This is a genomic window from Sulfitobacter sp. SK012 (assembly GCF_003352085.1).
GTDB lineage: Bacteria > Pseudomonadota > Alphaproteobacteria > Rhodobacterales > Rhodobacteraceae > Sulfitobacter.
In genome coordinates this window covers 2,858,273-2,879,003 of sequence record NZ_CP025804.1, presented here as the reverse complement: position 1 = coordinate 2,879,003, position 20,731 = coordinate 2,858,273, and the positions used below count along the sequence as shown (strand labels likewise).

The 20,731-nt window shown below is 55.8% G+C and carries 16 protein-coding genes and 2 pseudogenes; 12 read left to right on the top strand and 6 right to left on the bottom strand.

What is annotated here, in order from left to right:
- Position 1 precedes the first annotated feature (1 nt).
- The 6 genes and pseudogenes from C1J03_RS14035 to cysE all read left to right on the top strand — a co-directional run bounded on the left by C1J03_RS14035 (position 2) and on the right by cysE (position 7,082).
- The gene (locus C1J03_RS14035; RefSeq protein WP_114887166.1) at positions 2-634 is read left to right on the top strand and encodes a DUF2460 domain-containing protein; all 633 of its coding nucleotides are present in this window, start codon (positions 2-4) and stop codon (positions 632-634) included.
- Positions 634-1,521, top strand: a pseudogene (locus tag C1J03_RS14030) (DUF2163 domain-containing protein). The gene C1J03_RS14035 and the pseudogene C1J03_RS14030 overlap by 1 nt, the downstream one beginning before the upstream one ends.
- Positions 1,518-1,964, top strand: a complete 447-nt coding sequence (locus C1J03_RS14025; RefSeq protein WP_114887165.1) for an NlpC/P60 family protein — start codon at positions 1,518-1,520, stop codon at positions 1,962-1,964. The pseudogene C1J03_RS14030 and the gene C1J03_RS14025 overlap by 4 nt, the downstream one beginning before the upstream one ends.
- Positions 1,964-5,892, top strand: a pseudogene (locus tag C1J03_RS14020) (baseplate multidomain protein megatron). The gene C1J03_RS14025 and the pseudogene C1J03_RS14020 overlap by 1 nt, the downstream one beginning before the upstream one ends.
- Entirely contained in the window at positions 5,892-6,182 is a 291-nt protein-coding gene (locus C1J03_RS14015) for a DUF7742 family protein (RefSeq protein ID WP_114887164.1), read from the top strand. The pseudogene C1J03_RS14020 and the gene C1J03_RS14015 overlap by 1 nt, the downstream one beginning before the upstream one ends.
- Before the next feature lie 78 nt (positions 6,183-6,260).
- Entirely contained in the window at positions 6,261-7,082 is an 822-nt protein-coding gene (cysE, locus tag C1J03_RS14010; protein ID WP_114887163.1) for a serine O-acetyltransferase, read from the top strand.
- Between the two features lie 117 nt (positions 7,083-7,199).
- Here the strand turns inward: cysE and C1J03_RS14005 are convergent, their stop codons facing one another.
- From C1J03_RS14005 to pdhA, 3 genes are read right to left on the bottom strand one after another with little or no spacing between them, the layout of a single operon-like run.
- Positions 7,200-8,495: a pyruvate dehydrogenase complex dihydrolipoamide acetyltransferase gene (locus C1J03_RS14005; RefSeq protein WP_114887162.1), complete on the bottom strand. Its 1,296-nt coding sequence runs from the start codon at positions 8,493-8,495 to the stop codon at positions 7,200-7,202.
- Between the two features lie 12 nt (positions 8,496-8,507).
- Complete coding sequence (locus C1J03_RS14000) at positions 8,508-9,875, bottom strand: pyruvate dehydrogenase complex E1 component subunit beta (protein ID WP_114887161.1); 1,368 nt, start codon at positions 9,873-9,875, stop codon at positions 8,508-8,510.
- 3 nt (positions 9,876-9,878) lie between these two features.
- The gene (gene pdhA, locus C1J03_RS13995) at positions 9,879-10,889 is read right to left on the bottom strand and encodes a pyruvate dehydrogenase (acetyl-transferring) E1 component subunit alpha (RefSeq protein WP_114887160.1); all 1,011 of its coding nucleotides are present in this window, start codon (positions 10,887-10,889) and stop codon (positions 9,879-9,881) included.
- A gap of 230 nt (positions 10,890-11,119) precedes the next feature.
- On the opposite strand from pdhA, the gene C1J03_RS13990 reads away from it, so the two are divergent.
- The gene (locus C1J03_RS13990; RefSeq protein WP_114887159.1) at positions 11,120-12,178 is read left to right on the top strand and encodes a Hint domain-containing protein; all 1,059 of its coding nucleotides are present in this window, start codon (positions 11,120-11,122) and stop codon (positions 12,176-12,178) included.
- A gap of 18 nt (positions 12,179-12,196) precedes the next feature.
- Here the strand turns inward: C1J03_RS13990 and C1J03_RS13985 are convergent, their stop codons facing one another.
- The 3 genes from C1J03_RS13985 to C1J03_RS13975 all read right to left on the bottom strand — a co-directional run bounded on the left by C1J03_RS13985 (position 12,197) and on the right by C1J03_RS13975 (position 14,615).
- Positions 12,197-12,496: an FtsB family cell division protein gene (locus C1J03_RS13985; RefSeq protein WP_114887158.1), complete on the bottom strand. Its 300-nt coding sequence runs from the start codon at positions 12,494-12,496 to the stop codon at positions 12,197-12,199.
- 85 nt (positions 12,497-12,581) lie between these two features.
- On the bottom strand, positions 12,582-13,361 hold the full coding sequence (locus C1J03_RS13980) for an SDR family NAD(P)-dependent oxidoreductase (protein WP_114887157.1): 780 nt from the start codon (positions 13,359-13,361) through the stop codon (positions 12,582-12,584).
- Between the two features lie 63 nt (positions 13,362-13,424).
- The gene (locus C1J03_RS13975) at positions 13,425-14,615 is read right to left on the bottom strand and encodes a phosphoglycerate kinase (RefSeq protein ID WP_114889010.1); all 1,191 of its coding nucleotides are present in this window, start codon (positions 14,613-14,615) and stop codon (positions 13,425-13,427) included.
- A 129-nt stretch (positions 14,616-14,744) separates the two neighbouring features.
- Here C1J03_RS13975 and C1J03_RS13970 point away from each other — a divergent pair, with 129 nt between their 5' ends.
- The 5 genes from C1J03_RS13970 to C1J03_RS13950 all read left to right on the top strand — a co-directional run bounded on the left by C1J03_RS13970 (position 14,745) and on the right by C1J03_RS13950 (position 20,652).
- Positions 14,745-15,251, top strand: a complete 507-nt coding sequence (locus C1J03_RS13970) for a peptidylprolyl isomerase (RefSeq protein ID WP_114887156.1) — start codon at positions 14,745-14,747, stop codon at positions 15,249-15,251.
- Positions 15,244-15,798 (top strand): peptidylprolyl isomerase, encoded by a 555-nt coding sequence (locus tag C1J03_RS13965; RefSeq protein ID WP_114887155.1) that lies wholly within the window; start codon positions 15,244-15,246, stop codon positions 15,796-15,798. Before C1J03_RS13970 ends, C1J03_RS13965 begins: the two co-directional genes overlap by 8 nt.
- 327 nt (positions 15,799-16,125) lie before the next feature.
- Positions 16,126-18,009, top strand: a complete 1,884-nt coding sequence (locus C1J03_RS13960) for an SLC13 family permease (protein WP_114887154.1) — start codon at positions 16,126-16,128, stop codon at positions 18,007-18,009.
- 172 nt (positions 18,010-18,181) lie between these two features.
- The gene (locus tag C1J03_RS13955; RefSeq protein ID WP_114887153.1) at positions 18,182-19,774 is read left to right on the top strand and encodes an FMN-binding glutamate synthase family protein; all 1,593 of its coding nucleotides are present in this window, start codon (positions 18,182-18,184) and stop codon (positions 19,772-19,774) included.
- A 113-nt stretch (positions 19,775-19,887) separates the two neighbouring features.
- Positions 19,888-20,652 (top strand): nuclear transport factor 2 family protein, encoded by a 765-nt coding sequence (locus C1J03_RS13950; RefSeq protein ID WP_114887152.1) that lies wholly within the window; start codon positions 19,888-19,890, stop codon positions 20,650-20,652.
- Positions 20,653-20,731: the final 79 nt, after the last annotated feature.

Below are 20,731 nucleotides of genomic sequence, written 5' to 3'. Positions count from 1 at the left end.
CATGGATTTTCACGAGATACGGTTTCCCGCAGCCCTTAGCTTAGGGGCCGCCGGTGGCCCACAACGACGCACAGATGTCGTCACGCTTGCGAATGGTTTCGAAGAACGCAACACGCCCTGGGCGCATTCCCGGCGGGTGTATGACGCAGGTGTTGGCATGCAGTCATTGGATGATGTGCAGACAGTCATAGCGTTCTTTGAGGCTCGATTTGGGCAGATGTACGCATTTCGCTGGAAAGATTGGTCTGACTTCAAATCAGGTGTCCCTTCCGCAAAGGTGAGTTTTGCGGACCAAAGCCTTGGCTTTGGTGATGGTACGCAGACGCAGTACCAGCTGAGCAAAACCTATGTGTCTGGCGAGCACAGTTATACTCGACCGATCAAAAAGCCCGTTCTCGGGACGGTTGCTGTCGGGATAGAGCAAGATGAGCAGCAAGAGGGGGTCGACTTCGAGGTCAATGCGACCACAGGGGTTCTGACTTTTTTCCACCCGCCGGACCCTGCCACACGCGTTCTTGCAGGATTTGAATTTGATGTGCCCGTGCGCTTTGATAGTGATCGCATCCTGACCAGTGTCGCGAGCTTTCACGCGGGCCAGGTGCCGGATGTGCCGATCATTGAGGTGCGCGTCTGATGGGGGGCATTGATGAGGCGCTGTGCACGCATTTGGCACAGGGGGTAACGACGCTCTGCCACGCTTGGGTCATTACCAGAGCAGATGGTAAGACATTTGCCTTTACCGATCATGACATGCCGTTGGATTTTGCTGGCCACACTTTTTGGGCTGATACCGGGTTGAGTGCGATGGCACTTGCGCAGAGCACCGGGTTATCTGTCGACAACACCGAAGCGATGGGTGCCTTAAGCGATACGTCGATCCGCGAAGATGAGATTGAACAGGGCCGGTTTGATGGCGCGGAAGTCCTTGCTTGGCTGGTGAATTGGGCGGATGTGTCTGAGCATTGGTTGCAATTTCGCGGATCCATTGGAGAACTTACGCGGTTTGGAGGGGCATTCCGAGCCGAGTTGTGAGGATTAACCGAGGGGCTGAACAGGCCACTGGGTCGGGTATACCAAAAGCCCTGTACGGCCGTGTTGGGAGACCGTAATTGCGGCTTTGACGCTTCCCAACAGGGCTATGCGGAAACATTGCCTGTGCAGGCCGTTACCGAGGCGCGCGAATTTCGATGGGAAGCGTTTCTTGGCTTTGACCCAGAATGGTTCGCTCGCGGTCGATTGGAAGTTGTTGATGGTCCTGCAGCAGGACTGTGGGGGATGATCAAACATGATCGGATCGTGGACGGCGCGCGCATCATCGAGTTGTGGGAACCGTTGCGCGGTGCAATAGCGGCGGGTACGCAGATCCGGTTGATCGCTGGTTGCGACAAACGCGCGGGTACTTGTCGGTTAAAGTTCAACAACTTCCGCAATTTTCAAGGGTTTCCTGATTTGCCCAGTGAAGATTGGGTGGTGTCTGTCCCGCGCTCTGGTGGTGCCAACACTGGCGGTAACTTGCGATGACCGCGCGGGGGGTATTGATAGCCACAGTCGCGCGCAAGTGGATAGGGACACCCTATGTGCATCAAGCCGCGACAAAAGGTGCAGGCAGTGACTGCCTTGGACTTATCCGCGGTGTTTGGCGTGAAGTCCTAGGCGCGGAGCCTGAGGCGGTTCCAGCATATTCGATGGATTGGTCTGAGCCACAGGGCGAAGAACACCTTTGGGCCGCAGCACTTCGCAACTTGAAGCCCAAGCAATGTGGTCCTGATGCCCCCGGGGACGTCTTGTTGTTTCGGATGCGGCAGGGGGCGGTTGCCAAGCATCTGGGCCTTATGGGCCGCGTTGATGATGCCCCAAGCTTTATTCACGCCTACGCGCGGCATGGGGTGGTTGAGAGCCCGTTAAGTGAGCCGTGGCAGCGGCGCATCGTTGCATGTTTTGAATTTCCTGAGGAGAAGAACTGATGGCGACTATACTTCTTTCGGCGGCGGGAGCTGCAGTCGGTGGCTCCGTTGGAGGCACGCTCGCAGGGCTTTCATCGGTGGCCATTGGTCGTGCCGTAGGCGCAACCCTTGGCCGTGTTGTGGATCAGCGATTGCTTGGGCAGGGAGGTGCGGCCGTTGAGACTGGCAGGGTTGACCGTTTCCGGCTGACCGGTTCTGGCGAAGGTGAGGCCATTACCCAGCTATATGGGCGTCTTCGACTGGGCGGCCATGTCATTTGGACTTCAGATTTCGAAGAAGTTGCCACAACAAGTGGGGGTGGGAAAGGTGGCTCTCCAACGCCTCAGACAACCGAATACAGCTATTCGGTCAATGTGGCGATTGGCCTTTGCGAAGGAGAAATTACCCGCGTTGGGCGTGTTTGGGCCGATGGCGAGGAGATCGCCCCCGACGATCTTAATATGGTTGTCTATAAAGGGAGCAGAACCCAGCAACCTGATCCGATCATGGAAGCGATCGAGGGGCCCGGTATGGTGCCTGCATATCGTGGTACAGCTTATGTCGTGATGGAAAGCCTTGCGTTGCAGAGGTTTGGCAACCGTGTGCCACAGTTTACGTTTGAGGTGGTCCGCCCTGAACAGCGTGATGCACCGGGTGCGAGCCATGCATTGAGCTATGGTGTCGAGGGGATCGCTCTGATCCCCGGAACGGGTGAGTATTCGCTTGCAACGACACCTGTGAATTACGTGGATGTCGGTGATGCAAGTTGGAGTGCCAATATTTCCACCCCTGCAGGCAAAACCGATTTTTCGGTATCGCTTGAATGTATGGATGAGGAATTGCCTGAGCTTAAAGCCGCATCCTTGGTGGTGTCTTGGTTTGGGGATGATCTGCGATGTGGAAACTGCACGATCCGGCCCAAAGTTGAGGATGCGGTCATCGAAGGCGAAAACATGCGCTGGTCCGTTACAGGACTGTCCCGTAGCAACGCTCAGGTTATCGCTGAAGAAGACGGTCGGCCAATCTATGGCGGAACGCCCACGGACACCTCGGTCGTTGAGGCCATTCAGGCCATGAATGCCGCCGGTAAGGCCGTGATGTTTTATCCTTTCATCTTAATGGATCAACAAGACGGCAACACAAAGCCCAACCCATATGACAGCACACAGAGCCAACCTGCATTGCCTTGGCGGGGGCGCATCACGTTGGACAAAGCGCCGGGACGAGATGGCAGCACAGACGGCACAGCGGCAGCCGAGGCCGACGTAAATGCATTCTTTGGGACAGCGAGTGCTGCAGATTTTGCGGTGTCTGGGGGCGAAGTTACCTACAGCGGGCCGGAAGAATGGTCACTTTCTCGGTTTATCCTGCACTATGCGGCGCTTTGTGCTGCAGCGGGAGGGGTTGATGCATTCTGTATTGGTTCCGAGATGCGGGGTCTCACTCAGATACGTTCTTCGCTAAACACGTTTCCCGCCGTCGCCCGCTTTCGTTCGCTTGCAGCGGACGTGCGCAGCCTTGTCGGGCCAGAAACCAAATTGAGCTATGCGGCCGATTGGAGCGAATACTTCGGGTACAGCCCGCAGGATGGGACAGGGGATCGCTTCTTCCACCTCGACCCGCTTTGGGGTGATGAGAACATCGACTTTATTGGCATCGATAACTACATGCCGCTGTCTGATTGGCGGGCAGGCGATACCCATCTGGATGCCCAAGATTGGGATGCGGTCTATAACCTCGACTATCTCAAATCTAACATTGAAGGTGGTGAAGGGTACGATTGGTATTACCGCTCAAACGAAGCGCGCGATGCGCAGATCCGGTCGCCGATCACGGATGGTGCCCACAATGAGCCCTGGGTTTACCGCTACAAGGATATCCGCAGTTGGTGGAGTAATTACCATAACGAACGTGTGGGCGGCGTCCGCTCTGATCTGCCGACGGACTGGATCCCTGCTAGCAAGCCGATTTGGTTCACGGAATACGGATGTGCAGCTGTCGACAAAGGGACCAACCAGCCCAATAAGTTTCTTGATCTGAAGAGTTCCGAAAGCAGTCTGCCGCGCTTTTCGACAGGTGCGCGAGACGACCTGATGCAAATGCAGTATTTGCGGGCGACGATTGATTATTGGGCTGATACGAAAAACAATCCGACGAGCCCTGAATATGAAGGGGCAATGGTCGACATGCGCCGGGCATTTGTTTGGGCATGGGATGTGCGACCTTACCCGTTTTTCCCCAATAATCGCGAATTATGGAGCGATGGGACGAGCTATGCCCGTGGGCATTGGATCAATGGGCGTACTTCGTCGCGATCGCTTGCATCTGTCGTGGGAGAGATTTGCCGCCGAGCAGGGGTCCACAATTGCGAAACCGATGGGCTCTATGGAACCGTGCGCGGCTATGCGGTTGATCAGGTCAGCGATGCGCGCGCGTCATTGCAAGCTTTGATGCTGCGGTTCGGCTTTGACGCGATCGAACGGGACGGCGTGCTAAAATTCCGGATGCGCAATGGCGCAGAGGAGACCTTACTCGATCCCGATGCTCTGGCAGTTACCAGTGAGCTGGATGGTATCTCTGTTCAGACCCGGGATTCCGAAGCCGAAATTGCAGGGCGAGTGCGATTGCGGTTTGTTCAGGCCGATGGAAACTTTGATGTGGTTTCCGAAGAGGCAGTGCTTGCAGATGAAGCCACACATGCGGTCGCTGCATCTGAGTTTAATATGGCACTGACGCGCGCTGAAGGACGCCAGGTTGCCGAACGTTGGTTGACCGAGGCTCGTGTGGCCCGCGAAACGCTGCGCTTGGCGTTGCCGCCCTCGAAACTGGCGCTGGGCGCGGGTCATGTAATCGAGCTGCCCGGCGATCAAGGGGAAGGCCCTGCGCGCTACCGAATTGACCGGATTGAGCAGACCGAGTTGCAGCAGGTTGAGGCCGTCAGGATTGAGCCGGAAGTCTATGATCCTGCACCCTTTGATGATGAACTAGTCCAGATGCGCCCTTTCGTGGCTCCTGTCCCAGTCTATTCATTGTTTCTGGACCTGCCGCTTCTGAAAGGTGATGAGGTGCCCTTTGCGCCGTTTATAGCGACCACAGCGCGTCCTTGGCCGGGCAGTGTGGCCCTTTATAGCGGGCAAACGGATGCAAACTATGCTCTCAACTCCATTTTGCCGCTGCGGGCCACAATGGGTCGAACAAAGAATGCCATGAAGGGTGCATCTGCCGGTTTGATAGATCACGGTGATGCACTGGAGGTCAAATTGATCAGCGGTCGTCTGGAATCCGTGGATATGGAGGCGCTACTGAGCGGGGCGAACATTGCGGCCATTGGTGATGGCAACTCTGACCGTTGGGAGGTTTTTCAATTTATGGAGGTGCAGCTCTTGGCACCAGGGCGTTACCTGATCCGCAAGCGTCTGCGGGGGCAGGCGGGCTCTGATGGGTTGATGCCTTTGGTCTAGCCGGCTGAATCGCGCTTTGTCCTGCTGAATGGCGCACCAAAGCAGATTGAACTACGCGCAACCTGCGCCGGGTGTCGCAACATTACCGCATTGGCGCGGCGCGGCGCGGGGTGTCAGACCCTTCATATCGCCATCTGCAACGCGCATTCGATGGCAATGGTCTGCGACCTTATCCGCCTTGCCACGTTAGCGCGCGGCGGCAGGTTGGTGGGGACTATGACATTGGTTGGATACGGCGCACCCGGATTGATGGCGATACATGGGACGGCCTTGAGGTTCCGCTAGGTGAAGAATCGGAAAGCTATCTTGTGCAAATCCACAAGAACGGCCTGCTAATCCGAGAGGCACAGGTCGGGACGCCCCATTGGACCTATGATCTTGCCGCTCAAACTTCGGATGGCATTTCGGCTCCGTTTGCCGTCAAAATCGCGCAGATATCAGCAAGTTATGGAGCAGGACTGTTTGAACGCCTGTTGATAGAATCGTAATGCGTTCGGTTGGTTATGGTGATTTGCGGGCCGCGGCACGTGTTCTGCAAGCTGCGCCGCTTGTTGCGCGCCAAGATCTTGCTGCCCAGTTGGTACGCGAAGCCCATTGGGCCGACAAATTTGGCCAAAGGTTATCAAAACCACATCCAGAATGGGGCGGTGGCACTCTGAGCGGTGCTGCTGCCCGATTTGAGCGATCGGCAGACACATGGATAAGTGATGCAACTTACCGTCACTGTATTTCGCTGGTTTTACAGGCGCTTGACTGCCGTGACGCCTTTGTCGGCTAGATTAATTTACCCCGAGAGGGTTTTCGTTCTGCGTGCAGATGTTAAGTAAGAGGAGCTTGGCATCTAAGGACAGATCAAATGGCAGAACCACGTAGCAACATTGCATCCATGGACCCGCTTTGGGACCAGATATTATTTGAGGCACGGCAGGCCGTTGTCGATGAACCCCTTATTGGTGGGTTCGTTCATGCGTGTATCTTGCATCACAAGTCTCTCGAAAAGGCGTTATCCTACCGGATTGCGGCCAAACTCGCGTCCAACGAAATGTCGATGATGGTCGTGCGAGATGTGGTTGAGCAGGCCTTTTCGTCCGATCCTTCGTTGATCAGTGCGTCACGCGCAGATTTGGCTGCGATTTACGAACGCGACCCAGCCTGCCACCGCCTTTTGCAGCCGATCCTCTATTTCAAAGGGTATCAGGCAATTCAGGCCTACCGAATAGCGCACCATCTTTGGACAAAGGGCCAGTCTGATTTGGCCTATTTTTTCCAGATGCGCGTGTCAGAGATTTTTGGCGTCGACATTCATCCAGCCGCCGTCATTGGCAAAGGGATCATGATCGACCATGCCCATTCTGTCGTGATTGGCGAGACCGCAGTTGTGGGCGATAATGTTTCAATGCTGCATTCAGTGACGTTGGGTGGGACGGGCAAAGAAGAAGAGGACCGTCATCCTAAGATTGGCAATGGCGTGTTGATTGGCGCTGGTGCCAAAGTTCTTGGGAACATCACCGTAGGCCATTGCAGTCGTATCGCTGCGGGGTCTGTGGTTCTTGAGGCAGTGCCAGCTTGCAAGACCGTCGCGGGAATACCCGCGCGGATCGTGGGTGAGGCAGGCTGTGATCAGCCGTCGGTATCAATGAACCATATGCTGGGCCCTTGGGAGCAAAGCGAAAACTGATTTTTTGGCTAACTGACGTAATGAACGAATATGAGAATGAAAAAGCCGAAGGCATTGCCTTCGGCTTTTTAGTTTCTAACGCGAGCAACTCGCAGGAGCAGGCAGCACTTGATGGCGCTAGGCCAGCATGGTCATCGGCGCTTCGAGGTTGTCCTTGATCGCGTTAAGCAATTCCGCGCCAAGTGCCCCGTCGATGACACGGTGATCAACAGAAAGCGTGACTGACATCACCGTTGCCACACCCAACTCACCATCTTTGCCGACAACTGGCTTCTTAACGCCGGCACCCACAGCAAGGATCGCGCCGTGTGGTGGGTTAATGACCGCATCGAAATTGTCGATGCCAAACATCCCAAGGTTAGAGATCGCAAAACTGCCGCCCTGATATTCATGCGGTGCCAACTTGCGATCACGCGCACGGCCCGCGAGGTCTTTCATTTGCGCCGAAAGCGCGGAAAGAGACTTCATCTCGGCGTCCTGAAGGACCGGTGTAAACAGACCACCTTCGATGGCGACAGCCACAGCAACATCCGACGGCTTTAGCTTGAGGATACGGTCGCCCGCCCAAACAGCATTCGCATCTGGTACTTGCTGAAGCGCCAAGGCGCAGGCCTTGATTATGAAATCATTGACCGACAGCTTGATGCCACGCGGTTCGAGTTGCTTGTTAAGCTGCCCACGGAACGCCATCAGCGCATCCAACTGGATGTCCCGGCGCAGGTAGAAATGCGGGATCGATTGTTTGGCTTCGGTAAGGCGCGAGGCGATGATTTTGCGCATACCATTGAGGCTGACTTCCTCGTACTCGCGCCCCTCGTACATTTTGGCAACCGCGCTGGCTGACGGCCCGGTTGCGAGGGTTGTTGCGGCGGGTGCAGCAGCTTCGGGTGCCGCTGCGGCCATGGGTGCGTCTGATTTTGACAGGCCTTCTACATCAGCTTTGACAATCCGACCATGCGGACCAGAGCCAGTTACTTGCGCAAGATCCACTCCTTTGTCGGCAGCGATGCGCCGGGCCAGAGGCGTGGCAAAGATGCGCGTTCCATCAGAACTTGCCGGCGCAGAAGGGGCCGGGGCCGCACTTGGAGCAGGCGCTGCAACAGCAGCTTCGTTTGGGGTCTCAGCTGGTGCCGCGGCTGCCGACGAAGAGCCAATGTCATCGACGCTTTCACCTTCTTCGAGAAGGACGGCAATGGCGGCATTCACTTTAACGCCTTCGGTGCCTTCTGCGATCAGGATCTTGCCGATGGTGCCTTCATCAACGGCCTCGAATTCCATCGTGGCCTTATCGGTCTCGATTTCGCACATCACGTCGCCGGAGGACACGGTATCGCCCTCCTTGACCAGCCATTTGGCCAATGTGCCTTCTTCCATGGTGGGGCTGAGGGCGGGCATGAGAATTTCGATGGGCATGGTGTCCGCTCCTTATTTGTAAGTGACTTTTTTCACAGCTTCGATCACCTCGTCGGTGGTCAATAGCGCGTGTTTTTCCAAGTTCGCCGCATAGGGCATCGGGACGTCCTTGCCTGTGCAGTTGATCACCGGCGCATCGAGGTAATCGAATGCCTCTTGCATGATCACAGATGAGATGTAGCTGCCAACGGACCCTTGCGGCCAGCCTTCTTCGACGGTGACGCAACGGTTGGTTTTCATGACCGACGCGATGATGCTGTCTGTGTCCATTGGGCGCAGGGTACGCAGATCAAGAACTTCGGCATCAATGCCATCTTCGGCAAGCTTTTCTGCAGCTTCAAGCGCGTAGCTTACGCCAATGCCAAAGCTCACAATGGTGACGTCTTTGCCTTCGCGCCAAATTCGGGCTTTACCAAACGGTACCGTATAGTCCTCGACATCCGGCACATCAAAGCTGCGGCCATAAAGGATCTCATTCTCAAGGAAAATGACTGGGTTCGGGTCGCGGATCGCCGTTTTCATCAGACCTTTGTAGTCCGACGCAGAGTAGGGCATCACGACCTTAAGGCCGGGCACCTGCATATACCACGCAGCGTAATCTTGGCTGTGTTGCGCACCAACGCGCGCTGCGGCACCGTTTGGCCCACGAAAGACCATCGGTGCGCCCATCTGACCACCAGACATATACAGCGTCTTGGCCGCAGAGTTGATAATATGGTCGATCGCCTGCATTGCAAAGTTGAACGTCATAAATTCAACGATCGGGCGCAGACCGCCAAAGGCCGCCCCCGTGGCAATCCCGGCAAAGCCATGTTCGGTGATCGGTGTGTCGATGACCCGCTTGGGTCCGAACTCATCCAGCATCCCCTGGGAAATTTTATAGGCACCTTGGTATTCGGCAACCTCTTCGCCCATCAAGAACACGTCGCCGTCGCGGCGCATTTCTTCGGACATGCCGTCGCGCAGCGCTTCGCGGACGGTCTGCTTCTTCAGCGTTGTGCCTTCGGGCCAATCAGGAGAGCTATCCACCTTGGGCGCTGCCGGTGCGGCTTGCTTGGCCTGAGCAGGAGCCTCAGGTGCTTTTGCCTCTGCAGCAGCAGGCGCGGTGGCCACGGTGTCGATGGCAGAGGCATCTTCGCCCTCTTCCAAAAGCACGGCGATGGCGGTGTTCACTTTCACGCCTTCGGTGCCTTCAGCGATCAGTATCTTGCCGATGGTGCCTTCATCCACGGCTTCAAATTCCATGGTGGCTTTGTCGGTTTCGATCTCGGCCATGATGTCACCGGATTTGACGGTATCGCCTTCCTTGACCATCCACTTGGCAAGCGTGCCTTCTTCCATGGTGGGGCTCAGGGCGGGCATTAGAATTTCGGTAGCCATGATTTAAGCCTCCTGCGCAACATTTGTGGCGTAAATATCGGTCCAAAGCTCTTCAAGCGCAGGTTCCGGTGAGTTCTTTGCGAATTCTGCACTCTCGTTCACGATGCCTTTGATTTCCTTGTCGATCGCCTTGAGGTCATCCTCGCTGGCGTGTTTTCCGGTAAGCAACAAGGTGCGCACCGCCTCAATCGGGTCACGCTCATCGCGCATCTTTTGGACCTCTTCGCGGGTCCGGTACTTGGCCGGATCCGACATCGAATGGCCTCTGTAGCGGTAGGTCTTAATCTCAAGGATATAGGGGCCTTTGCCTGACCGGCAGTGTTTAACGGCCGTTAGGCCTGCCGCTTTAACCGCCAGCACATCCATGCCGTCAACAGCCTCGCCCGGAATGCCAAACGCTTTGCCGCGTTCGTAGATTTCGGCAGAAGACGTTGATCGCTGCTGGGACGTACCCATCGCATATTGGTTGTTCTCGATCACAAAGATACAGGGCAATTCCCAGAGTGCGGCCATATTGAACGCCTCATAAACTTGCCCTTGGTTCGCGGCACCATCCCCGAAATAGGTGAATGTTACGCGCCCGTTTTCTTTGTATTTATCTGCAAATGCCAACCCGGCACCCAATGGAACCTGTGCTGCGACAATGCCGTGGCCGCCATAGAAATGCTTCTCTTTCGAGAACATATGCATGGAGCCGCCTTTGCCCTTGGAGTATCCACCTTCGCGGCCGGTCAGCTCTGCCATCACGCCTTTTGGGTCCATGCCGCACGCCAACATATGGCCGTGATCACGGTAGGATGTGATGCGCTTGTCGCCTTCCTCTGCTGCGGCCTCAAGGCCCACAACAACGGCTTCTTGGCCGATATACAGGTGGCAGAAGCCACCAATCAGCCCCATGCCATAAAGCTGGCCTGCCTTTTCCTCGAACCGTCGGATAAGCAACATGTCGCGGTAAAAGGCTTTCAACTCATCTGGTGAAACGTTGGGTTTTGAGGCGGATTTCTTGGCAGCCATGTGCAGCTTCCTCTGTCTGGCGCGAGGGGTGCGCGAATATAGTTTAGCGTTAAACTATTATCTAGCGGATTCGGTTCGGATTGGCGAGAGGCTTTGTTACCCACCTAATACCATGCACGATCGAGCGACAATCTTCACAGAAAGACCATAATTGTCCCGCGTTTCAGACAAGGTTTCCCGCTAGCTGGAAATGTGACGGATTGTCTGTCCAGTGGAGAGGGTGAATCCCTATGCCGTATTTTTCAGAGCTGAAATACCTCGGCAACCGGTTTGTTGATTTTCTGGAAGTCGCGGTGGATGCCGGGACGGATGTCAGCAATATTACGGTAGTTATCTATAATCCAAGCGGCACAGTCCGCTCGACCAATGTCTTGGTTGCCTCGACAGGCACGGTTGCAGGCCAAGATGTCTATGTCATTGATACTACCACATCCGCCACCTTCAACGGGCTGAACGCAAATGGCGGTGCGGCATTGGTTGTGGACGGCACCGTTACGCAATTTGTGTCCTTCAATGGTCCACTTACAGCGACTTCAGGGCCAGCAAGCGGCACAACCAGCACAGTTGTTGGCACCACACCGTCCGGCGCATCGCTCGAAAGCGTCGATGGCGGAGCAACATATACCGTTCAAACAACACCCACCTCCGGGACGGTTCCGTGCTTTCTCGAAGGGACGATGATCCGCACGCCCCAAGGAGAGCGTCGGATCGAGGATTTACGCGCCGGGGATTTGATCGACACCGTTGATAGCGGCGCACAGCCCTTGTTGTGGCATGGGGACTTCAAGATATCGGTGAAACAAGCCGCCCTTGCTGGCACATGTCCGATTATCATTTCGAAAGGTGCGTGGGGCAATGGCTTGCCTCTGCGTGATCTGCGCCTGTCGCCAAACCACTGCGTGGTTGTATCGGGCCCAGCCTGCATGTTGTTGTTTGGCGAAGACGACGTTCTGGTCCCAGCAAAAGCGCTGTTGGGATGGCCCGGAGTGCGCGCGGCAAGGCCCAGCAACCCGATTGTCTACCATCATCTTTTGTTTTCGGATCATCAGATCATCTTTGCCGATGGATTGGCTTCAGAAAGCCTTAATCCGGGTCTTCAGGTCCGACAGGGTCTCGATGCCGCTGACCTCACTGCAATGGAGGCCGCATTTGCGGGCGAGGGGGCAGCGGTGGATCAATACGGTTCAGTTGCGCGCCGCATTTTACGGCCCTTTGAGGCCGATGTGCTGATGTCGCAGATGGGCTCAGACCACACCGTCACATATGATCGTGCACTAGAGGCCGCGTAGGCCGCAGGCCTGTGATGTTTAACGAATTACAATTTCGTCTGCGCGGATCATGCCAAGCACTTTGCGCGCCTGTTCGTCCAGCAAATCAAGATCGAGATAGCCATCCGACAACCGGTGAGTCAGGTTTTCCATCCGGATGACATCGGCTTTGACGACAAAAAGCTGGGCACGCAGATCAGACGCCTCAGCTAGGATTTCGGCACGCCGAAACAAACCAAAATCCCCTTGCACGGCGGCAAAGGTGAAATAGAGGCTCAACGCAAAAGCGATTGCGAAAAATAGCAGGGGGCCAAAGGCCGGTCTGATGGGTCGGTTCATGTCTGCTCTGCCTGTGAGCACCTCTTGGCGGGTGCGCACCTACAATATGCCACAGGCGAATCACAAAGGGAATCCCTTGATTAAGCTATTTTTCCTTTGCCATGATGAACGCCGTCAGGGAAACCGTGATCGCGCGGGGGCTAAGGCGCGGCATGAAAGCGGACAGCTTGTTCAACAGACCGGGCACCACCACAGCACGTCCCGCAAGGGCACCTTTCCAGCCCGCTTCCGCAACCTGATCCGCACGGGCAGGGGGCGACAGTTTTAGGATACGCGCGCTGGTCATGTCAGCGGCCTCAAAAAACTGCGTCTGCGTCGCTCCGGGGCAAAGCGCCGTGACAGTGATCCCTGTGCCGCGCAATTCATGTCGCACCGCCTCAGACAGCGACAGCACATAAGCTTTGGTCGCATGATAGACGGCCATATTTGGCCCCGGCACAAACGCGGCAACGGATGCAACGTTCAAGATACGCCCACTGCGCTGCACCGCCATATGCGCGATGGCCAATTTCATCAATCGGTTCAACGCCAGGATGTTCACGTTGATCGACGCCAACTCGCGGTCCCAGCTCTCGGCATCGGCAAAGGCATCATTGCTGCCGAGCCCTGCGTTGTTGATCAGGTAATCGATTTGGCGGTCTTTGCTGGCCTGCGCCCACATCTTATCGACCTGCGCCATGTCATTTAGGTCCGCGGGGATCACGACCACGTCAACCTCCGGGCTGCGCAACTCTGTTGCTAGCGCCTGCAATTTGTCCTCAGACCGCGCGGTCAGGATCATATTACGTCCATTGCGCGCAGCGAGGCGGGCGAATTCAACGCCCAAACCTTCTGACGCGCCGGTGATTAGGGTCCATGTCGTCATCGCGGCCTCCAATTCAAAAGAATGTTGCCTGGGGCAGAGCCCAGCACAGGTCTGTCCGCTACGCTACCCAAGGGCGGCAACACCGGGCAAGGTTTTGCCTTCCATCCATTCTAGAAACGCTCCACCAGCGGTCGAGATGTAGGTAAAGTCATCCGCCACACCGGCCTGATTAAGGGCCGCAACGGTGTCACCGCCCCCAGCAACCGAGATCAGTTTACCGGCCTTGGTGCTTGTTGCAGCCGTACGGGCAGCAGCGACAGTCGCCGTGTCGAAGGGCGGAATTTCAAACGCGCCCATCGGGCCGTTCCAGATCAGCGTCTTCAGGGTCCCAAACGCGGCCTCAAGTGCTGCAACGCTCTCAGGTCCTGCATCGAGCACCATTTGGTCGTCCTCCAGCACCGTGTCGGGTCCAAGTGCGACAACGGTGTGGTCTGCGCCTGCTTTAAAGGCGCGCGCCACGAGCCCATCAACGGGCAACAACACGCGGCATCCAGCTTTTTGCGCCTGCGCCATGATGTCGCGCGCGGTGTCAAAGAAATCGGGCTCCTGAAGCGACGCGCCCAGCTTGGCACCGCTGGCTGCCAAAAACGTATTCGCCATGCCGCCGCCAATGACCAACAGATCAAGCCGGTTTACTAAGTTTTCGAGCAGCTCGATCTTGGTCGATACCTTCGCCCCTCCCACAACCGCACCAACAGGGCGCTCTGGCTTGGCCAAGGCCGCCTCCAGCGCCGACAGTTCCGCTTGCATCAAGCGGCCCGCGCAAGATGGCAACATCCGCGCCACAGCTTCGGTTGAGGCATGCGCCCGGTGCGCCGCTGAAAACGCATCATTGCAATAGACATCGGCCAAACCGGCCAAACGGCGGGCGAACGCAGCATCATTCGCTTCTTCGCCGGGATAAAAGCGGATGTTCTCCAAAAGCAGCACGTCGGCTCCTTGTGCCGCGTGAGTCAGTGCCTCAGCAGCTTCAAGCGTCTCAATCAGCGTGACGTTCAGCCCCAGCGCATCCTCAAGTGCGGGCAGCACTAGTGCGAGGCTCATGTCAGGGTTCACTTTGCCCTTGGGCCTTCCAAAATGCGCCACCAGCATTGGCTTGCCGCCTTTGGCGATCACATCGCGCACAGTGGGCACGATGCGTTCGATCCGCGTGGCGTCCGTGACGCGGCCGTTTTCGACTGGGACGTTGATGTCTACCCGTATCAGCACGCGTTTGCCTGAAAGGTCCATGTCGTCCAGTGTTTTCCAGCTCATCATCATCTCCGGGTTATCGATCACATTAAGCTGTGTTTTGCCGTTTACGTCTCTCAGGTCAATGGACCCGCTTGGCAATTGCGTCTGCGCGCCTTAGGTAACACTCAACATTTTAGACAGGAGCGCCCCATGGCCGAGATCAAAGACCCAGAAAACACTATCCTGATGGAGCTGAAAGGCGGCACCGTCACCATTCAGCTTTTGCCCGATATTGCGCCCGAACATTGCGGCCGCATGAAAGAACTCGTGCGCGCAGGCAAATATGACAACGTAGCATTCCACCGCGTGATCGACGGCTTCATGGCGCAAACGGGCGACGTGCAGCATGGCAACATGGAAAAAGACTACAACCCACGTGGTGCCGGTACAGGCGGCTCAGATATGCCCGACCTGCCAGCGGAATTCTCCAAAGTACCGCACGCACGCGGATCAATCGGAGCCGCACGTTCTGCCAACCCAAACTCGGCCAACAGCCAGTTTTTTGTGAACTTTAAGGATAACGACTTCCTGAACGGTCAATACACCGTCTACGGTCAGGTCATCTCCGGGATGGAACATGTCGACGCCCTGAACAAAGGCGAGCCACCTGCGGATCCCGACCGCATGATCAGCGTTAAGGTTGCTGCTGATGCCTAAGCATTTCGCAGCCGCCGCACTCGCTACGTTGATCGCGACCTCTGCCGGGGCTACCGGCATTCAGATCGAAGTCGCAGGCGAGGCCAATGGCACCATCACCATCGACTTGCTCGAAGACGTGGCCCCTCTACACGCCGCCCGCATCGCGGATTTGGCAGCCAACGGTGCCTATGATGGCGTGGTGTTTCACCGCGTGATCGAAGGCTTCATGGCTCAGACGGGTGATGTTCAAAATGGCCTCGAAGGCGGTGACATAGGCCGCGCGGGCACGGGTGGTTCAGACCAGCCTGATTTGCCAGCCGAGTTTTCGGACGTGCCATTTGACCGCGGTGTGGTTGGCATGGCCCGCTCACAAAGCCCTGACTCGGCCAACAGCCAGTTCTTCATCATGTTCGACGAAGGTTACTTCCTGAACGGTCAATACACCGTTGTGGGCCGCGTCACCGATGGGCTTGATGTGCTGGACGCGATCAAGCTGGGTGCCGGTGCTAACGGCTCCGTCGTTGGTGCGCCTGACGTCATGAAGAAAGTCACCGTAACGAAGTAATCCGTCGACGGTTTGATAAGGGAAGGGGGCGTGCCAATGGTGCGCCCTTTTTCGTTTTGGGGTGGGCTCTCGCACCATCCCCACAATATTCTATAGTCTGGCAATTGCCTCCTCCTGAGGAGGCTCGGCCAACGTGCCCCGAGCCTCTAAGTTACCGTGAAACTTGCTCAAATGCCGGCGATGCGGGTTAAGCCGATCCCGCGCCAAAGCAGAAAACACCTGACAGCGTCCGACAACTCAGTCCATACTTCCTGCAAGATCGGTTGATTTACATGCATCATCCAACGTCAATCGAAGAATCCTGCGTTGGTGCAAGAGAGGGATACGATGGAGGCGATCGAATTTACGACAGAGATGGCGATCGTGCTTGGTTTGCTTGGCTTTACGGTATTCCTTTTTGTTTCAGAAGTAATCCGCATAGATCTGGCCGCTCTGCTTGTTTTGGTCATCGTCGGGATGCTCAGTTATGTGCCCGGGCTCGAAAGGCTGGCGGACGTCAATCACCTGTTTGATGGGTTTGCGTCAAATGCTGTGATCTCCATTATAGCGGTTATGATTGTCGGTGCCGGGCTGGATAAAACCGGGATCATGAACAAAGTCGCCGCTGCTATCCTCAAACACGGGGGCACGTCAGAAGCGCGCGTAGTCCCAATCGTGTCTGGCACCGTTGGTTTCATTTCTAGTTTTCTGCAGAACGTCGGCGCAGCAGCCCTATTCCTGCCTGTGGTTAGCCGCATATCAGTGCGCTCGGGCATCCCGCTTAGCCGTCTGCTTATGCCAATGGGATTTTGCGCTATCCTTGGCGGCACGATGACGATGGTTGGATCCTCGCCGCTCATTTTGCTGAACGACCTGTTACTTACAGCGAACAAAGGCCTACCCGCCGAGATGCAGATGGAGCCGTTTGGCCTGTTTTCCGTCGCACCGATTGGCGCGGCCCTTATCGCAACCGGTATCCTATATTTTCTCTTCCTTGGGCGTTGGGTATTGCCCGGCTCATCCGATCCTGTGGATGTGGCGTCCGGCCACGGCACGTCCGAATACCTTGAACGGGTATATGGCCTGCACGCGCAGGTTTTCGAAGTTGACGTGCCCGAGGATAGTCCGCTGGTCGGAGAGATCCTTGCCGACATAAACAACGAAAATAACATTTACATCATTTCGACATTTTACCGCGGCAAGGCGTCGATGATCCAGATTTTGACCGCTGAGATTGCGGCACCTTGCCGTCTGGCCATCATTGGCAGCGATGAAGCGGTGCAGAGTTTAGTAACCCGATATGGCCTAACCCTCCGCCCCGAGTTGGACGTTTTTGTCGAGGAGTTCGCCTCGACAAACGCAGGTGTGGCCGAGCTGGTCATTCCGCCCGATTCCAAGCTTGTTGGCAAAAGCCCACGCGACTTGCTGTTGCGCAAAACCTATGGCCTTGGACTGATGGCGATACACCGAGGCGAAGAAACACTGAGCCACGTAAAGACCGAAAGCCACGACTCTACTCAAATCGGATTGGTGCCGTTCAAAGCAGGCGATATGCTTGTCGCACACACCCGTTGGGATAACCTGACCCGCATAAAACGCGACAGAGATTTTATCGTTGTGACAGCGGATTTCCCTCAGGACGAACTCAGACCGCACAAAGTCGGTTGGGCGCTGTTTTTCTTTGTGATCTCTCTGTCGCTGATTTTGTTCACGGATGTCCGACTGTCGCTATGCCTGCTTGCGGGGGCGGTGGGGATGCTCTTATCACGCGTTCTCAGCATTGATGAGGCGTACCGTGCGGTCGGCTGGAACACGGTGTTCCTTTTGGCCAGCCTCATTCCACTTGGGCAAGCGGTGCAAAACACTGGGACCGCCGAGTGGATCGCGCAACAAATTCTGACCATTCTGGATGGGTGGCCCATCTGGTCGCTGCAAGCCGGGGTCGCTATTCTTGCGACGGTGTTCTCACTGGTAATGTCGAATGTCGGAGCAACGGTTCTGCTTGTGCCACTGGCCGTCTCTATTGCGGTGGCCGCTGGTGCCAATCCTGCGGTGTTTGCGCTGACGGTGGCTATCTCGACGTCAAACTCGTTCATTATTCCGACCCATCAGGTCAATGCACTGATCATGGGCCCTGCGGGATACAAAGTGATCGATTTCGTCAAGAGCGGTGGCATTATGACGATCCTATTCTTGATCGTATCTCTCACGATGCTGAACGTTGTTTTCTAGGCCAAAGAGTTGCCCGAAGTTGTCTGAAAATCGGCCTTCGGGAGGGCCTAACCAACACTGCTTTGACAAAAACTGGGGCGTGGATTAACCATCCCTTTGGTCAATTATTGCGCAACTGCCTTGACGCAACGCTCTTGGAATGCGCTCCTTGCTGCACTGATGGGAGTTCAGAATGCGTTACTTACCTTTGGCTGTTGTTGTGTTGTTGGTGCCGTTTGGCTTGCTATTGGCTGGACCTGCGCCCTTTTGGGGCGGCGCAATATCCGCCATCGCTTTTCTGTTGTCGCTGCTGGGGTTGAACGATCTGTTTCAAAACAAAAGTGCTGTTCTCAAGAACTACCCGCTGGTCGCGCGGTTGCGGTTTTTGTTTGAACATTTCCGCCCCGAAATACGTCAGTATTTCCTAGAGAGCGACCACGAAGAAACACCATTTTCCCGCGAACAACGTGCCTTGGTCTATCGCCGTGCGAAAGGTATGGAAGGGCTCAGGCCTTTCGGCACCCTGCGCAATGTCAATGAAGTCGGGCACGAATGGATCAACCACTCCATGATGCCGCAACATCTGCCTGCTGATCCTTTTACGGTTACGTTTGGCGGTCCGGGATGCACAAAGCCCTACAAAGGATCCGTCCTGAATATTTCCGGAATGTCGTATGGCGCATTGTCCCCAAATGCCATCGAGGCCCTAAACGGAGGGGCAAAGATGGGTGATTTCGCGCACACTACCGGCGAGGGCTCTATCTCAAAGTTTCACCGCAAGCACGGCGGCGATTTGATCTGGCAGATTGGCAGTGGATATTTCGGATGCCGCACAGCGGATGGTCAATTTGATCCAGAAAAGTTTGCGACCACCTCTGCCGAGGATCAGGTTAAAATGATCGAAATTAAGCTGTCGCAGGGGGCAAAACCCGGACATGGCGGCATTCTGCTTGGGGCGAAAGTTACCGAGGAAATCGCAGAGGCGCGCGGCATAGAAGTTGGTGTTGATTGTATAAGCCCAAGTTCGCATAGCGCGTTTTCAACGCCGCTGGAGCTTTGCGCTTTTATCCAAGAACTTCGGACTTTGTCAGACGGCAAACCGGTAGGCATTAAGATGTGCGTGGGCCATCCATGGGAATGGTTTGCGATTGCAAAAGCGATCAAGGAAAGTGGCATCAGCCCAGATTTTATTACCGTGGACGGGGCCGAAGGCGGCACTGGTGCTGCGCCGGTAGAATTTGCCGATCACAAAGGCGCTCCTTTGCGCGAAGGTCTGATGCTTGTTCACAACACGCTCGTGGGCCTTGGCATCCGCGACCAGATAAAGGTGATCGCGTCTGGCAAGTTGATCAGCGCCTTTGACATGTGCCGGGTATTTGCTTTGGGGGCAGATGGCTGCAACGTCGCCCGCGGTTTCATGTTTGCGCTTGGCTGCATTCAGGCCCAAGCCTGCCATACGGGGAAATGCCCGACGGGTGTGACAACCCAAGACCCCGGTCGCTACAAAGCCTTGGTGGTTGAGGATAAAAGCACACGGGTCGCGAATTTCCATAAGAACACAATGACCGCTCTGCGGGAGGCCGTGGAATCCTCCGGGCTGTCTCATCCATCAGAATTTACGCCACATCACCTCATGATCCGGATCAGCAGCAGGGAAGCACGATCTGCTGCCAGCCAGTATCTGTGGTTGGAATCCGGAGACCTTGAAGCAAATGATGCGGTTCATCCTGCGTTCGCCAAATATTGGGATCACGCGCAAACTGGCTCCTTTGTGAGCGCAGCGTAAAATTGCAACCTCCTGAGGTGGCAGGCGGTATGTGAGCTTTTGCGTGGTCGAGCTCGGTTCATGCCCCGATCATACAGAAGCGTCTCAGATTACTCAGCACGGGGATCATGCGGATGACCGTATCAAAAATAGCTCAAATCTGGAATTTGCTCAAAAGCATTGAGACAGGCGATCCGGGCCCAGTCGCCGTGGTGAATGAAGCGAAATACGTTCAGCATAATCCTCAGACCCACGAGGGGAGCGAAGGGCTTGCCCTGTTGTTCAAACGGCTCTCAGAAACTGAACCACAGGTCAACATGGTCAGAGGATTTGAGGACGGCGAATTTGTCTTTGCCCATATGGAATATGACTTTGCCACGAGGAAGATTTGCTTTGAGGTCTTTCGATTCGATGATGGCCGTGCGGTTGAGCACTGGGACAATATCCAAGAGAGAACTGGACCAAATGACTCAGGCCGCAGCATGGTGGATGGTCCGACCGAGGTCGCGGACCTTGAATTGACTGAGGCCAACAGGTCTCTTGTTCGGTCCTTTGTTGAAACGGTACTGCTCGACGGGCAGCTCGACCGCATCACCGATTTCATTCAGTCGGATGGATTTTCCGATCATAATCCAACCTCTGCGGATGGGACTTCTGCGCTTCGCCTGGCTCTAGAGAACAAGACAAATGGCGCGCGCCATATCGACTACAAACATATCCACCGCGTTCTGGCGCAGGGCAATTTTGTACTTTGTGCAAGTGAAGGTCAGCGCGGCGGTATTCACTCAGCCTTCTACGATCTGTTTCGAGTCGCAAACGGCATGATTGTTGAACATTGGGACACCACCGAATCCATCGCACCGCGCAGTGAATGGAAAAATACCAACGGCAAGTTCTAGAGCGCTGCGCGCCAGCGTTAAGGGCGCGCACACCCGCACAACATCATTCGTATCCCAGAATGCAAAACGGGCACCGCAT

Bases quoted from the DNA above. Each gene is read 5' to 3' on its own strand.
- C1J03_RS13980 (WP_114887157.1), bottom strand. From the start codon at position 13,361: ATGACGACATGGACCCTAATCACCGGCGCGTCAGAAGGTTTGGGCGTT.
- C1J03_RS14015 (WP_114887164.1), top strand. From the start codon at position 5,892: ATGCGTTCGGTTGGTTATGGTGATTTGCGGGCCGCGGCACGTGTTCTG.
- C1J03_RS13990 (WP_114887159.1), top strand. From the start codon at position 11,120: ATGCCGTATTTTTCAGAGCTGAAATACCTCGGCAACCGGTTTGTTGAT.
- C1J03_RS14035 (WP_114887166.1), top strand. From the start codon at position 2: ATGGATTTTCACGAGATACGGTTTCCCGCAGCCCTTAGCTTAGGGGCC.
- C1J03_RS13955 (WP_114887153.1), top strand. From the start codon at position 18,182: ATGCGTTACTTACCTTTGGCTGTTGTTGTGTTGTTGGTGCCGTTTGGC.
- C1J03_RS13960 (WP_114887154.1), top strand. From the start codon at position 16,126: ATGGAGGCGATCGAATTTACGACAGAGATGGCGATCGTGCTTGGTTTG.
- cysE (WP_114887163.1), top strand. From the start codon at position 6,261: ATGGCAGAACCACGTAGCAACATTGCATCCATGGACCCGCTTTGGGAC.
- C1J03_RS13985 (WP_114887158.1), bottom strand. From the start codon at position 12,496: ATGAACCGACCCATCAGACCGGCCTTTGGCCCCCTGCTATTTTTCGCA.
- C1J03_RS13975 (WP_114889010.1), bottom strand. From the start codon at position 14,615: ATGAGCTGGAAAACACTGGACGACATGGACCTTTCAGGCAAACGCGTG.
- C1J03_RS14005 (WP_114887162.1), bottom strand. From the start codon at position 8,495: ATGCCCATCGAAATTCTCATGCCCGCCCTCAGCCCCACCATGGAAGAA.
- pdhA (WP_114887160.1), bottom strand. From the start codon at position 10,889: ATGGCTGCCAAGAAATCCGCCTCAAAACCCAACGTTTCACCAGATGAG.
- C1J03_RS14000 (WP_114887161.1), bottom strand. From the start codon at position 9,875: ATGGCTACCGAAATTCTAATGCCCGCCCTGAGCCCCACCATGGAAGAA.
- C1J03_RS13950 (WP_114887152.1), top strand. From the start codon at position 19,888: ATGACCGTATCAAAAATAGCTCAAATCTGGAATTTGCTCAAAAGCATT.
- C1J03_RS14025 (WP_114887165.1), top strand. From the start codon at position 1,518: ATGACCGCGCGGGGGGTATTGATAGCCACAGTCGCGCGCAAGTGGATA.
- C1J03_RS13965 (WP_114887155.1), top strand. From the start codon at position 15,244: ATGCCTAAGCATTTCGCAGCCGCCGCACTCGCTACGTTGATCGCGACC.
- C1J03_RS13970 (WP_114887156.1), top strand. From the start codon at position 14,745: ATGGCCGAGATCAAAGACCCAGAAAACACTATCCTGATGGAGCTGAAA.